This is a genomic window from Bacillota bacterium (assembly GCA_009711825.1).
In the GTDB taxonomy this organism is placed as follows: Bacteria; Bacillota; Proteinivoracia; order UBA4975; family VEMY01; genus VEMY01.
This window is the reverse complement of the sequence record VEMY01000004.1, coordinates 21735-36825: the sequence shown is the minus strand read 5'-3', so window position 1 is coordinate 36825 and position 15091 is coordinate 21735. Positions and strand designations below refer to the sequence as shown.

At 55.3% G+C, this 15091-nt stretch carries 7 protein-coding genes; 5 read left to right on the top strand and 2 right to left on the bottom strand.

What is annotated here, in order from left to right; translation table 11 throughout:
• Positions 1 to 123: 123 nt before the first annotated feature.
• Positions 124 to 1737, bottom strand: coding sequence for a hypothetical protein (locus FH749_02280; GenBank protein MTI94301.1), 1614 nt, complete (start codon positions 1735 to 1737; stop codon positions 124 to 126).
• Positions 1738 to 1872: 135 nt separating this feature from the next.
• Here FH749_02280 and FH749_02275 point away from each other — a divergent pair, with 135 nt between their 5' ends.
• Complete coding sequence (locus tag FH749_02275; protein MTI94300.1) at positions 1873 to 2640, top strand: hypothetical protein; 768 nt, start codon at positions 1873 to 1875, stop codon at positions 2638 to 2640.
• 98 nt (positions 2641 to 2738) lie between these two features.
• Positions 2739 to 3011, top strand: coding sequence for a dicarboxylate/amino acid:cation symporter (locus FH749_02270; GenBank protein ID MTI94299.1), 273 nt, complete (start codon positions 2739 to 2741; stop codon positions 3009 to 3011).
• A gap of 47 nt (positions 3012 to 3058) precedes the next feature.
• Here the strand turns inward: FH749_02270 and FH749_02265 are convergent, their stop codons facing one another.
• Complete coding sequence (locus tag FH749_02265; protein ID MTI94298.1) at positions 3059 to 3919, bottom strand: hypothetical protein; 861 nt, start codon at positions 3917 to 3919, stop codon at positions 3059 to 3061.
• A gap of 210 nt (positions 3920 to 4129) precedes the next feature.
• Between FH749_02265 and FH749_02260 the strand changes: the two genes are divergently transcribed.
• The 3 genes from FH749_02260 to FH749_02250 are packed head-to-tail and all read left to right on the top strand — an operon-like array spanning position 4130 to position 15057.
• The gene (locus FH749_02260; GenBank protein ID MTI94297.1) at positions 4130 to 6514 is read left to right on the top strand and encodes a nucleotidyl transferase; all 2385 of its coding nucleotides are present in this window, start codon (positions 4130 to 4132) and stop codon (positions 6512 to 6514) included.
• Between the two features lie 23 nt (positions 6515 to 6537).
• Entirely contained in the window at positions 6538 to 12330 is a 5793-nt protein-coding gene (locus FH749_02255; protein ID MTI94296.1) for a hypothetical protein, read from the top strand.
• 6 nt (positions 12331 to 12336) lie between these two features.
• A complete protein-coding gene (locus tag FH749_02250) occupies positions 12337 to 15057 on the top strand; it encodes a hypothetical protein (protein MTI94295.1) in 2721 nt (906 codons plus the stop codon).
• The last annotated feature ends 34 nt before the right edge of the window (positions 15058 to 15091 follow it).

The following is a 15091-nucleotide window of genomic DNA, read 5'->3' as shown; positions in this document are numbered from 1 at the left end:
TAGGGATGTGCTGCCAATTGGCAAACTCTCGGCAGATAAATAATTCAATTATGTGAGTTCAGCGCCTGTGCCGGCGTAGAATACGCTGGCCAACAGGCGCTGGTTGTTGATTGATTGGACGCGTTATGCCGGCTCAACGGCGAACTCAACACAGTCCGCTTGCCGGCAACGGGCAAGGATTAAATCGGTGTACACCGCTTCAGCCCGGAGCTTTGCTTGCTGCACCGCTGGGTTGTTTTCACCGCAAACGGCAGGCACCGGACAGAAGCCATAGGACGGAACCAGCAGTTGGACAGGCGTCTGGACGCTGAACAAGAGGTGCAATAGCGCCGTGACCAGCACTGTTCCGTCCTCCAGTTCCGCTACACACTCGCCCCGGGAAAGAAGATGGAGTTCACGTTGGCCGGTATCAGGGATACCTGGCAGCAAAAAAGTTTTGGTAAATTGATGTTCAAAGGGCTGCGTCTCCACTTCTGTGTCATATTCCAGAGTCAGCATGCCCTGAAGCTCTATCGTTGTGGTCACTCTCGTCTTACCGCTGGTCTCGGCAGCAAATTGATAATCCACCAGCGAGATTGCAGTCAACTGACAGTCGAGCACAGCCGTAGGTGGCCGCACCAACCAGGGTTCAAACAACACCCTGTCGCTGACCGGGTCACCTGTTCCCTGAGGATTGAGTTCCGAATGGAAGGGTCCGCTGTTGGCGCCCCACCAGTTGAGAGTAGCGTCGACGATCCCGCTTGTGGCATTGAACACTCCCCATGTGTTGTCGACCAGATCATTATTGTGAATCTCTGGATTGGCGTTACCCGGGCTGAAAAAGAATAAATTGCTTATATAGACTCCGGCCCGGCCATTGTCCAATACCTGGTTGTTTGTTATCTCCGGAGTCAGAGGATAGGGATCAGGGGGTAGAAAACCACCAGGTCCCTGGCTGAACAGGTAAATCCCATCCCGGGAACTTTCCTGGATTACATTGCCGGTAATCAAAATTTCCGGGGCCGGTCCACTGGTCGCTACCCAGCCCCAAAAAATCCCGGATAAACGATTGTCAATTATCGTATTATCACTTATTTCCTCGGCTACAGATTGAATGATAACAATCCCACCCTGTTCCTCAAATGTTCCTGTGCCGTTATCTTCGATGTGGTTATTGGTTATCGATACATTCTGCTCGTCCCAGGCAAGGGTGATACCGCTAAGTGAATGTCCGCTGATTACGTTGGCACTGATAGTAAGCCCTGCGCTGCTAGCCCGGGCAAAGATCCCATCAAAAATATTGTTCCGGATAATGTTATCTCTTATAATCGTGTTCCCGTGGGGAAACAGAAAAATCCCCGCGCGACCGGTGCCGGTAGTCAGACCATTATTTTCAATCAGATTATCCTCAATCAAAAGCGAAGCATTGTTAATTGTATCGATCCCTGCCCGCCCGTGACCGCGAATAATATTGCTCTTGATGACGATTCCCGTTAAGTTCGGATTGGCAGCGTCGCCGACCCGAATTCCCTGGAGCGGCCCATTGCGAATGGTCAAACGCTGCACTGTGACATCGTTGGCCAATATATGAATGACCGGCACTGCCGCCATACCGCCGGCGTCGATGATTGCTTCTCCGGAAGCGGGGCCGGTTAATGTCAGCGGTTTATCGATAATTAGCTGCTCATTATAGGTTCCGGGTGCAACAGCAACGGTTCCGCCTGGCGGAGCAGCATCGATTTTAGCTTGGATACTCATCTAACCCACTCCTGTCGGTTTCAGATAGTACAGTTTACTCCTGATTTTGGCGGTCTGGAATAAGCCTTCCGCCCAATCCCCTAGGCAGGCCGTCAATAATTTTGTTAAAATGTTAGGTGGAGAGGATGAGTGTTTATGAGTAACAAGCTGAGCCAATTTTACATAGAGAATGTATTTACCTGCACCACCTGCACCCAGGCAGTTATGAACCCCTACCTGCATCATAATCAAAAGCACGATACCAAGACTAATATGCACTTGAATCGTCGCAAGTTCTTGCTTGCCTGCCTGGAGCAGAAAACAGAAATTGACCTTGTTTTTGTTGGCGAAGCGCCGGGATTAGATGGGTGCGGTTATGGTGGTATCGCGTTTACAGGCGAATATAATGCAATCCACGACCTGGGACTGGACGACTATCACCAAAACCAAGGAGCTTTGCAACGGGAACGCTCGGCCGACTTAATTTACGGTGGTCTGCGGGAATTTTGCCGTCAAAGCAATATTCCGGTTTCTATAGCCGCCCGCAAGATTTATTTGACCAATGCTGTGCTCTGTGTCCCCCTGCAAGCAAACGGCAAGTCGATTACCGCACCCAACAAGACAACCCTACATAATTGCGGCGTTAACCTGCGAACCCAGTTGGAAATTATTCGCCCCCGGGCCGTTGTCACATTGGGCGGTAATGCCCTCTCGGCGATGGCTTCCGCCTTTGAGTTTACTTACGAAGACAAGCTTACCAACATGGTGAGCAGACAGCGCCAGCAAAAATCGCCGCTTATCTCCCATACTGGATTTGAGATTATCCCCGAAATCCACCCTTCCCCCAGGAATCGGGTCCTGGGTTCATTATATTCAGAGCTCCCGTCGCGCTTGGTCAACTTGTATGCCACTTATATCGGTTGAACCCGGCACCTGGATAATTTTCCCATATGGAAATCCTAGATGCCTGTAGAATACTATAATCCAGAAACCATTTGACGAGGTGAAGGGTTGAGCTAGGCCTGGCAGCGCTATTACTGATTGTCGTCACAACCGTCGGCGCATCTATCGGCTCACCGGCTACTCCCGGCGTGGGGATCATAATCCTCGCCATGGTACTAAACAGCGCCGGCATTCCGCCTAGCGGTGTCGCGCTGATAATCGGCGTCGACCGCATTCTCGACATGAGCCGGACCGCAATCAATGTCAGCGGCGATCTGACCGCGGCAGTGGTCATGAACCGGTTGGTGGACGGTAAAGGTTCTGAAGCAGATTGTCATGAGGAAAATTGCTAATAAAAAATCCACCGGGAAAATTAATCCCGGTGGATTTTTAAATCCGGTTATTCGGCCGGGCCAGCGGGGACAGGTCCCGCTGGCTGAGAGCGGCTGGCGATGGTGGCGCCAACTGCCAGGATCCCGAGAATAAAGGTTACAACGCCAATGCCCGGGACGGGCAGCAGGCGCAGGGCGCCAATCAGGACAGCGCCTACGGCCACAGTCGCCACCGGTTGCTGATTTTGCCTCAGCAAAGCGGTACCCACCAACATGGCGAGAGCGGCATAGCCAAACTGCACCGCCACCCAGAGTCCGATACCGACCAAGATGGCCAGCGGAATGCCGATAATAGTGATCGCTGCGATTATCATCACTGGTATCGCCACAATCCAGGCCAGAAGCCCGTATCCAAGGGAAGCCCCGGTTCTGGTCTGGATGGCGACTTGCACCCGCCCCAGTGCCTTGGGAAATACTGCCGCAATGAATACGGCGACCAATAGTCCCATCAACAGCCCCATGGTTCCCTGGAAGGGGTTGGACGGTATATAACGATTTACGCGTCCAAACTGAGCGGGCATTTCCCGCCAGCTGAGATTGTAGCGGTTGCTGGAACCAATCAGCGAGACCACCGAGCCATTGACGGCGCTGTGATTGTCCGCATCAACACCGCCGATGATGGAAACAGCGTCCCCCTGGATGCTGCCCTCTGGGCCGAGAATTGTTTTACCCACTATCGTCACTACATCGCCGTTCACCTGGCCATCGACGGTGACATTGCCCATGATTACGACGACATCGCCATCTACTACCTCCCCGGCTAGAATATTGACATTGCCGGAAATTCTGACGATGTCACCGCTGGCTGCCAGTGCGGTGCCCGTCAACAAAAATACCATTATCAGTGCAAGCAAAATTGTTTTTTTCATTAGAAATCTCTCCGTTTCACTACTCACCATTATAGACGGGCGGCGAGCGCAAAAGTCTGCTGCCAAGTGAAATGTAATTTAACGGTAACAAACGGAAAACAAACGGGGCATTGGGTAACGTCCCCGTGGCGGCCTTATAAAATCGGCTGCGGGTCGGCATACTAAAATGAGATATATGCAAAGGAGTGTTGAGATATCAGATCCGTAATCATGGCCGGTGGCAAGGGCACCCGTTTGCGGCCGCTCACCTGCGATATTCCCAAGCCTATGGTGCCGGTTGTCAATAAACCGGTGATGGAGTATGCCGTCGATTTGCTCAAACGTCACGGCTTGACTGAGATTGCTGTCACCACCGCCTACCTGCCTGAGGTAATCAGCGACTATTTTGATGACGGTTCGGCACACAGTGTGCGCATGAAGTACTTTTACGAAGAAGAACCGCTTGGCACAGGCGGCAGTGTGCGCAATGCTTCGGAGTTTCTGGATACGACATTTGTGGTGATCAGCGGCGATGCCCTCACCGATTTGGATATCAGCAGCGCCATGGAATTCCATCATCAGCGGCAATCCCGGGCGACCTTGGTGCTAAAACGGGAGCCGGTTCCCCTGGAATACGGCGTGGTGATAACTGATGATGAAGGCCGCATCATCCGCTTTTTGGAAAAGCCCAGTTGGGGCGAAGTGTTCAGCGACACAATCAATACTGGCATCTACATATTGGAGCCGGAGGTGCTGGAGTATTTCCCCCGAGGGGAGAATTTCGATTTCAGCAAGGACCTCTTCCCCAAATTACTGGCGGACGGGGTGCCGATATTCGGATATGTCACTGATAGCTATTGGTGCGATATTGGCGATTTGCGTTCCTATCGCCAGGCCCAGTTTGATGTGCTTACAGGTAAAGTACGGGCCGAGATTCCGGGTGAGCAAATAGAGCCGGGCATCTGGCTCGGCCATAATGTAAGCATCGGCCGCAATGCAGAATTTCAGGCACCCGTTTTCATCGGCGACAATTGTCAAATCGGCGACGATGTCCGCATTTCTCCCCATACGATTATCAACAGCAATTGTCAGGTGGAAGACAGGGCCACCCTCAAACAATCAGTGCTCTGGCGCAACGCCAGGGTAGGGGTCGGAGCTGAGCTGCGGGGCGCCACTGTCTGTAAAGGCGCCGCCGTAGGCGCCGGCGCTGTTATCCTGGAAAACGCAGTGCTGGGCGATAAGAGCATACTCCGGGATCGTGCACTTGTAAAGCCGGATGTGAAAATATGGCCGGAAAAGGATATCGAGGCCGGCGCCCGGGTGAGTGCGAATCTGGTCTGGGGTACCCGGGCCCGCAAGACGCTGTTCGGACGGCGAGATATCCATGGAAAACTAAATGTAGACATCACACCCGAACTAATTACCCGCCTGGGCGCTGCTTTCGCTACCACCTGCCCGCCTGATTCGGCCCTGATGCTGGGGGTCGACAACAGCACCGCCGGTCAGGCCCTGGCCGGAGCGCTGGCGGCAGGCGCCCTGGCCAGCGGCATCGCGGTCCAAAGCGCCCGCAATATCGCCGCACCGGTGACCCGGTTTGCTGCCAAACACTATCATGCCGGTGGCGGGGTGCACATCCGGGTGGATGGCGATGAAGCCCATCTGGACTTTATCGATGAAAATGGCGCCAATATCGACCGGTCCCGGGAACGTAAACTGGAGAACTTGCTGGCCAGCGATGACTTCCGCTTGGCGCCTGCAAGTGATTTTCGCCCCTGGGTCTGGCGGGACGAGGTATTGACGGCTTATTATAACGCCGGCACCAGACTTTTGGCAGAGCCACCTGTTCGCCCACCGCGGGTGGTGATTGGCTCTGCCAACGAGCACATAACCTTCCTGGCGACGGGCTTTCTCAGCGCCTGCGGCTGTGAGCCAAGTCCTGATTACGCTACCGGAGTCACGCCTGAGACCTTATCCCGCCAGGTGCTGAACCGGGGTGCAGATTTCGGAGCATTTATCAGCGCCGACGGGGAAACAATCACTTTGCTTGACAATCAAGGGGGAATTGTATCTGGGGAGCAATATCTAGCCATGCTAGCCCTCTTCACCCTCGCTCATAGCCGGCGTCTGGTCTTGCCCCATACGGCCCCGGAAGCGTTGGCCCATCTGGCGGACAACGGCGAGCTGGTGCGCACCAAATCGGCCCTGTCGGAACAAATGAAAGCCCTGGTCGCGTCACCGGAAAGCGAACTCCAGTATACACTCCAATTTGACGGCATTCGGGCGCCGGCGATTATCGCCGGTCACCTGGCCCGGCACGGGCGAACCCTCACAGAGGTATTGGCCGAGTTGCCGCCGATTCACTATGCCCACCGCCAAGTAGAATGTAGCTGGCATGACAAAGGCCGGGTGATTCGGGAACTTACCACCCCCCGCGACTCAGAGGATACAGAGCTGTTTGAAGGGGTGCGGGTGCGAACTAAACGGGGCTGGGCGCTAATTCTTCCCGACAGTGAGGAGCCACTTTTCAATATTTATAGTGAAGCAGATGATGCCGAATACGCCCGGGAATTGACCGATATCTTTGGTGAACGGGTGCGAAGCCTATTAAGACACTAATCCCGGAAAAAGGGTGATGAAAATTGGAACTCTTGCTGCTTGCCCTGTTGGCAGCGATATTGGCAACGCGCTTAATCTGGCAACAATACCGGGCGCCGACACAGTTTAAACATGCCTGGTTTAATGATGTGCTGCTGAACTCAGAAGACCTCGTCAAGCATGCCCGTGAATTGGGGCGGTCCCATAAGCCGGACATCAACAAAAAGCGTTACAATATATTGCGAACCCGGCTGCAGGACAATTTCCAATTCATTTCCTACGCTTACCGGGAAGCGAACAGCGACGCCAGAAGCAAAAAGATCGTTTCCCATTCCGCTCAATGGCTGCTGGACAATTTTTATATCATCGAAGAACAGGTCAAGGAAATCCGACAACAGTTTACACATAAACAATACCGCGACCTGCGGGTGCTCAAGAACACCGTCCTACGGGGTTATCCCAGGGTTTATGTGCTTGCCCTGGAGTTGGTCTCCCACACCGATGGCAAGCTGGATGAGCAGACGCTGATTGATTTTGTGAACGCATATCAGTCGGAGGCCAAACTGACCACCGCCGAAATCTGGTCTCTGTCGCTGATGATTCGGATTGCCCTGGTGGAAAAGATTCGCTTTGTCTGTGAGCGCCTGGAGGCCGCCGACAAACAGTGGAAACAGGTGCAAAACGATTTAGAGCGCCTGACTGTGGGGCACTGGCCCGAGTATATCAACACCTGGAATGATTACAGCTCTGCCTATGTCGAACATCTTTTAGAACGATTGCGCCGATCCAAAACCGATACCAGGGAAATCACGGTCGCTTTGGAACGCAAGCTCCAGGAATTTGACACTGACATCAATTCGGTTGTCCATCGGGAACATCAGGCCCAGGCGGCCCGCACCATCGCAATGAGCAACTCAATCATCAGCCTGAAGCTGGTGGGCAGCCTGGACTGGAATGATGTGTTTGAAGCGATGTCGCCGGTGGACAAAATCCTCAGTTCTGACCTCTGGTACAAGAAAATGGATTTCGAGTCCCGAGACTACTACCGCCACCGCATCGAGGATTTGGCCCGCCGCTTCCGAACATCGGAGACCCGCATCGCCAGGAAGCTGATGAACTGCCGGCAGCCTGAGGCGGCGGAACCGCGCCTGGCGCACGTGGGCTACTACCTGTTGGACAAAGGCCGCGCCAAGTTATTCCGCGAGTTGGGGCAAAGCCCAGGTGCCCGGTGGCGCCCGGGAATCGGCAGTTACTTGCTGCTGATTGTGCTAATCAGCTTTGCCCTCACCTGGGCCTTGGGTCTCTGGGTATTTGGCTCGCTGGCTTGGCGGCTAGAAATCCTGGCGCTGTTGTTGGCGCTGGTGCCGGCATCGGAGCTTGCAATCACTTTTGTCAATTGGGTAATTACCCACAGCCTGCGCCCGGCCATTTTGCCGAAATTGGAGTTTCGTGACGGTCTGCCATCGGAAGCGGCGACTTTAGTGGTGGTCCCGGCGCTTTTAACCGACGCCAAACGTTCCCGGGAGCTGGTGGAACAACTGGCGGTCCATTACTTGGCCAATCCTGAGGAAAATCTGTTTTTTGCCCTGCTGGGTGATTTCAAGGATTCGCCGGATGAAACCAGCGCCAAGGATCAAGAGATAATCGACATTGTCAGGGCGGGTATCCGGGAACTCAACGCAAAATTCGCGCCGGAACAGGATAAGTTTTTCTACCTGCACCGGCGTCGCGAATTCAACAACAAACAGGGCAAATGGATGGGCTGGGAACGGAAGCGTGGCGCGTTGGACGAATTGAACGCTTTGCTCACCGGTTCCGGCGAAACCAGCTTTGTGGTCGGAAAAGATGATTTGCAGGGCCTAAAAATCCGCTATGTCCTAACCCTTGACGCAGACACCCGCCTGCCCATGGATGCGGCGCGGCTATTGGTGGGGGCAATTGCCCATCCCCTACACCAGGCGAAAGTGGAGCGAGGCTTGGTGCGAGAGGGCTATGGGTTGATTCAACCGCGGATTGGGGTCAGCGCTGAAAGCGCCAACGGGTCGCGGTTTGCCCGGATAATGGTGGGTAGCGGCGGCATCGATGCCTATACTACCGCAGTTTCCGACTTGTACCAGGATTTATTTGGCGAAGGAATCTATACGGGAAAGGGCATATATGACGTCCAGGCCTACCAGGCTGTGTTGGCAGGCACTCTGCCCGAAAATCGCGTGCTCAGCCATGACTTATTGGAGGGCAGTTTTCTACGCACCGGCCTGGCCACCGATTTGGAGCTGATTGATGACTTCCCCGGGCGCTACAGCGCCTATATGATGCGCCTGCACCGCTGGACCCGGGGCGATTGGCAGCTTTTGCCCTGGCTAGGGCCCCACGTGCGGGACCAGGCCGGCAAGCGGCGTCGCAATCCGCTCACCCTCCTATCCCGCTGGAAAATTGCTGATAACTTGCGCCGGAGCTTGGTTCCGGTCAGTCTGATAGCGCTTTTTATTCTCGGCCTTACACTGCTGCCCGGGATTTTGCCCTGGCTGCTTTTGCCGGCTGTGACCCTGGCATTGCCTGCTCTCTTGGCGCTGTTGGACCGCGGCCTAATGCCTGGCAGAGTCGTGGGGCCCCAATCGTCGCTGCTTACCGGCCCGGCAGCCGCTGTCAGTCAGTTGCTATTGCAACTGGCCTTCTTGCCCTACCATGCCTACCTGATGACCGACGCGATTTTACGCACCCTGTGGCGGCTGTTGGTCAGTCGCCGGAATCTGCTGGAGTGGACGACGGCTGCCGATGTGGAGCGGACGCTGAAGAACGACAGCGCCAGCTATTTACGGCGCAACCGGCCAGTCCTGATCTTCGTCGGCCTTTCTGCGCTGTTATTCTTTTACATCGCGCCGCTGCATGTTATCGCTGCGCTGCCCTATTACGCCCTCTGGTTGCTGTCGCCGTTATTGGCCACGTGGGTCAGCGGCAACCGGCGGCAAACACAATTCTTAGAAGAGGCAGATATTCGCCTCTTACGGCGTCTGGCCCGAAAAATCTGGAACTATTATGAGGATACCGCCGGCGCTGAAGCAAACTGGCTGCCCCCGGATAATCTACAGATTGAGCCACCCAATGGAATTGACAACCGAACCTCACCGACCAATATCGGATTTCTGCTGATTTCTGCCCTGGGTGCTCGAGATATGGGCTACATCTCAACCACCCGGGTGACAGAACTGGTGGACCGGACGCTCAGTAGTGTGGAGAGGCTGGAGAAATGGCACGGCCACTTGTTCAACTGGTATGACACCAACTCGCTTAAAGTTTTGCGACCCCGCTATGTTTCGACTGTGGACAGTGGCAACCTGGTGGCGTTTTTAATTGCGCTCAGGGAGGGCTTACAGGAGTACCTGGAGGCGCGGCTGGTGGACAGCCGGCTCTGGAAAGGACTTGGCGATACTGCCGAGTTATATGCTGTGGAGCTGCCCCCGGTGGGAATCAGCAACCATCTCGGGGACTGGCTCAACCTATTGGCAGATCTGCCCGAATATGGGGTCAGCCGCCTGGACCAGATGATTGCCGACTTCCGCAGTGAAGTAGCGGAGCTATTCCCCCATACCGAAATCCTCATCAGTCCGCCCGCGTTTTTGGAACAATCTCCATTTGCTGAGCTGCGGATATTGGTGACGGCGCTGGCAGACAACCCGACGCCCCTGAATATGTGCGAGAAGTATCAGCAGATTGTCGCGGAATGCGACAACTTGCTCCAACAGGAGATTAGCTCTGAACAGCAGGAATACCTGTTGGTCCTGAAAAACGATTTGACGGTGACCAGGGAGAACTGCACGCGGTTGGTGGAAAGGCTGAGAACGCTGGTTGAACGCATTGACACGCTTGTGGCCGCCACCGACTTTGCTCCCCTCTATGACAACAAACGGCATCTGTTTTCAATTGGCTATAGTGTTGAAGCCGAAAAGCTCACAGACTCAAGCTATGACTTGCTGGCATCCGAGGCCCGGCTGGCCAGTTATCTTGGAATTGTGCAACGGGCGGTGCCGAAAAAGCACTGGTTCAAACTGGGGCGGGCCCTCTCCCGGATTAACGGCCAGCGGGGCTTGGTATCCTGGGCCGGGACAATGTTTGAGTACCTGATGCCGCCACTGGTGATGAAAAACTATGCCAACACTCTGCTGGCCGAGACTTACTCGGCGGTGATCAAGGCGCAAATAGAATACGGCCACGCCCGGAGAATCCCCTGGGGCACATCGGAATCCGGCTACTACGGCTTTGACCTGCGCCTCAATTATCAGTACCAGGCCTTTGGCATTCCGGAGCTGGGCCTGAAGCGCGGCCTGATTAACGAGGCTGTGGTCTCGCCTTACTCAACCCTGTTGGCGCTACCCTTCGCTCCCCGGGAGGCGCTGGACAATATCCGCCGCCTGCAGGCCGACGACCTAGAAGGTGATTACGGCCTCTACGAAGCGGTGGATTATACTCCCGAACGCTTGCCCGCCGGCGAGAAACGGGGGGTTGTCCGCTCCTTCATGGCCCATCACCAGGGCATGGGATTTGTGGCGATTCTCAACACCCTTCTGGGGGAGATTATGGTCAGACGCTTCCATGCCAACCCGCAGGTGCGGGCGGGCGAGCTCTTGCTCCAGGAGCGCATCCCGACCCGGGCGATTATCACCAAGGAAAACAAAGAGTCTGTTGAGCCGCTGACCGCCTATAAGACTCCGGAAACGGCGGATTACTCCAGGCACTTTGGCCGCCCCAAGACCTATTATCCCCGTTGTCACATTCTCTCCAACGGTCGCTATTCAGTGCTGCTTACCGACCGCGGCACCGGGTACAGCAAACTAGACCATATCCAGGTAACCCGCTGGCGGGACGATCCCCTAGCATTGTATGGCAATCACATCCTGCTGCGCAATCTAAACAACAACTACAGCTGGTCAGCCTGCTGGGAACCGCTGGAGAACCGGACCACCTATTACCGGGCCCGCTTCTTTCCCGACAGGGCGGTCTATATCCGGGAGGATGACGGCATCGACACCCGCACCCAGGTTACAGTTTCTACCGAAGATAATGTGGAAGTCCGAACGGTGACGCTTGCCAACCATGGCCTCCAGACTGTAACGATTGAACTCACCAGCTACACTGAACCGGTTTTGACCCACCGGGCCGCGGATATGGCCCATCCCGGGTTCAGCAACCTGTTTGTCCGTACAAAATTTTTGCCTGAGCATAACGCCCTCCTGGCCTCTCGCCGACCGCGCACCCCCCACGAACAGCAGGTGCATGCCTTTCATTCCCTTACGGTGCAGGGAGAAGCGGTGGGCAGAATCCAATTTGAAAGCGACCGCAGCAAATTTCTTGGACGCACCCGTCAGATTAACAATCCTGCGGCCCTCAGCCAACCACTGACCAACAGCGAGGGGGCGGTTCTGGATCCGGTTCTGAGCCTGCGCCGGCAAATCCGGCTCCAGCCGGGAGACACCGCAACAATTACAATCGCCACCGGCATTGCCTTCAGCGAAACTGAGATCAAAAAGTTGGCTGCCAAGTATGCCGATACCCGTGCCAGCGAGCGTGCCTTTGCCCTGGCGTACACCCGCAGCCAGGTGGAGGCCCGCTACCTGAACATCAGTCCCGACGAGATGAAGACTGCCCAGGAACTTGTGGCGCCGCTGCTTTTTGCCTCGTCGCTCCGCCGACGCCAACAGCAGGCGATTGAGGACAATACCCGCTCCCAGCAGGCGTTATGGGCCTATGGCATCTCCGGAGACAACCCGGTGATTCTGGTCATTATCAGCGAAGAAGACGAACTGGATGTCCTGCAGGAAGTGGTTCGCGCCCATGAATAGCTAAAAATGAAGGGGTTTATTGCCGACCTGGTGGTGCTCAATGCCGAGGTGTCCAGCTATCTGCAGCCACTCCACGAGCTAATTCGGGAGACGGTGCAAACGCACCAGTTGAACGATGTTCTTGATTCCCCCGGTGGAATCTTTTTGCGCAGTATCAATCAGGTCGCGCCTGAAGATGTGCAGCTCTTGCAGGCTGTGGCCCGAGTCACCCTCAGAGGCGATGGCGGGCCCCTGGCAACACAAATCAAATATCCGGCGCCGGAGTCGCTGCCGGAAGCCAAGCAGTTTCGGGAACGCAATCAGTCCTTCCTAAGCAGGGAAACACCGGAAAAACTTCAGTTTGCCAATGGTTACGGTGGCTTTAGCGCTGACGGCAGTGAGTATATCATCCGGCTCCGAAGCTATAACAATACCCCAGCGCCCTGGGTCAATGTCCTGGCCAATCCTGAATTTGGCACAGTGGTCAGTGAAACCGGTTTGGGCTACACCTGGGCCGGCAACAGCAGGGAAAACAAGCTTACTCCCTGGTCAAATGACCCCGTCTCTGACCCGCCCGGAGAAGTGCTATATATCCGGGACGAAGAAACCGGCGTCGTCTGGACACCGACCCCGCTGCCGGTGCGTAACAAACATACGTATACAATCCGGCACGGCGCTGGCTATACCAGCTGGGAACAGCACAGCCAGGGGCTGGGGCAGGAACTCACCTGCTTTGTGGCAAAGGATGCCCCTTACAAACTACTGACTTTGAAAATAAGTAACACATCTGGCCTCCAGCGCCAGCTCAGCTGCACATACTATCTGCGCCCGGTGCTGGGGGTTAGCGACGAGATCACCCATCCCCATGTTGTCAGTGAATATGAAGACGGTGTCCTCTATTTCCGCAACCCGTATAACGGGGATTTCCCCGATCAAGTGGGCTTTGTCGGCGCGTCAACGTCACCAATGTCCTATACCGGCGACCGGGAAGAGTTTATCGGCCATGGCGGCAACCTGGCCCGTCCCCTTGGCCTGACCCGCGACCGGCTTTCGGGCAGCACCGGCGCCGCCCTTGACCCCTGCGGGGCGCTCCAGGTTGGGCTCAAATTGGCGCCTGGCGAGGAAAAGGCTTTGGTCTTTATGCTGGGAAAAGCAAAAGATAAAGCAGAAGCCAGGACTCTGCATCGAGATTACTGCACAGTGGAAGCAGCTCAAGAAGCTCTGGAAGCGCAAAAACAATTCTGGCGGCAACTGACGGCAACCCTGCAGGTCCAAACCCCAGATCAGTCCCTGAACCTGATGCTAAACCAGTGGCTGCTGTATCAGACCCTCTGTTGCCGCATTTGGGCCCGGAGCGGTTTCTATCAGTGCGGTGGCGCCTTTGGCTTCCGGGATCAGCTCCAGGACACGATGAATTTGGCGCTAATCAAACCGGAACTGACCCGCGGGCAAATCCTCCTCCACGCCGCTCAACAGTTTGAGGAAGGCGATGTTCAACACTGGTGGCATCCCAACACCGGCAATCGCGGCGTCCGCACCCGATTTTCCGACGATCGCCTGTGGCTGGTGCTGGCAGCCATCGAGTATATTCAGCGCACCGGGGATTATTCCTTGCTGGAAGAAGAGGTTCCATATTTGACGGCGCCTCCTTTGTCCGGAGACGAGGATGAACGCTACGGAGTGCCTGAAGTCTCGGGAAAAACTGAGTCTCTGTATCAGCACTGTCTGCGGGCGCTGGAGATTTCGCTGCAATTCGGCGAGCACGGGCTGCCGCTAATGGGCTCGGGCGATTGGAATGACGGCATGAGCACTGTCGGTAACAAGGGACAGGGTGAATCCGTGTGGCTGGGCTGGTTCCTTATCCACATCCTACGCGGGTTTGCGCCTATTTGCCAAAAAAGGCAGGATGAAAAACTGGCGGAAACATTCCTTGCCCACGCGGATAAGCTGTTGGCAGCGATTGAAGAAAACGGATGGGATGGCCAATGGTATCGACGGGCCTATTTTGACGACGGCACACCGCTGGGCTCGGCGGAAAACCAGGAATGCACAATTGATTCCCTGGCCCAATCCTGGGCGGTTTTAGCCGGTGGCGACGAAGAACGGGCGCGTCTGGCCATGAGCGCAGTGGAAGATTATCTGGTCCGTCGCGATGCGGGCCTGGTGCTTCTGTTCACGCCGGCCTTTGATACCAGCAATCTGGAGCCGGGCTATATCAAAGGTTATTTACCTGGTGTCCGGGAAAACGGCGGCCAGTACACCCATGCCGCAGTCTGGGTGATCAATGCAATTGCTCGCATGGGCAAAGGCAATATGGCCTGGGAGCTGTTCCACATGATAAACCCGGTTAACCACACCCGCACCAAAATTGAATGTGCAACTTATAAGGTTGAGCCATATGTAGTAGCCGCCGATGTCTACAATGTTCAACCCCATGTCGGCCGGGGAGGCTGGACATGGTACACCGGCGCTGCCGGCTGGCTCTACCGGGTGGGAGTCGAAGAAATCCTCGGTTTCAAAAAGCGAGGCGAGCGTCTATACCTGAATCCCTGCATTCCCCGGGACTGGTCGGGCTTTGAACTGGAGTATCGATATGAAAACAGCATCTACAAAATTGAGGTCCAGAACATAGGCCGTGTGAAACAGGGAGTCAAAGAGATTCTTGTAAATGGCAAACCCAGCGAATACGTGCCGTTGCAAGCAAACGCAGGCGAAAACACAGTCTTGGTTCGTCTCGGCACCAATTGAAAGCGGGCTTCCCCGGGAAGCCCGCTTTTGTATG

Bases quoted from the DNA above. Each gene is read 5' to 3' on its own strand.
- FH749_02265 (MTI94298.1), bottom strand. From the start codon at position 3,919: ATGAAAAAAACAATTTTGCTTGCACTGATAATGGTATTTTTGTTGACG.
- FH749_02280 (MTI94301.1), bottom strand. From the start codon at position 1,737: ATGAGTATCCAAGCTAAAATCGATGCTGCTCCGCCAGGCGGAACCGTT.
- FH749_02250 (MTI94295.1), top strand. From the start codon at position 12,337: ATGAAGGGGTTTATTGCCGACCTGGTGGTGCTCAATGCCGAGGTGTCC.
- FH749_02260 (MTI94297.1), top strand. From the start codon at position 4,130: ATGGCCGGTGGCAAGGGCACCCGTTTGCGGCCGCTCACCTGCGATATT.
- FH749_02275 (MTI94300.1), top strand. From the start codon at position 1,873: ATGAGTAACAAGCTGAGCCAATTTTACATAGAGAATGTATTTACCTGC.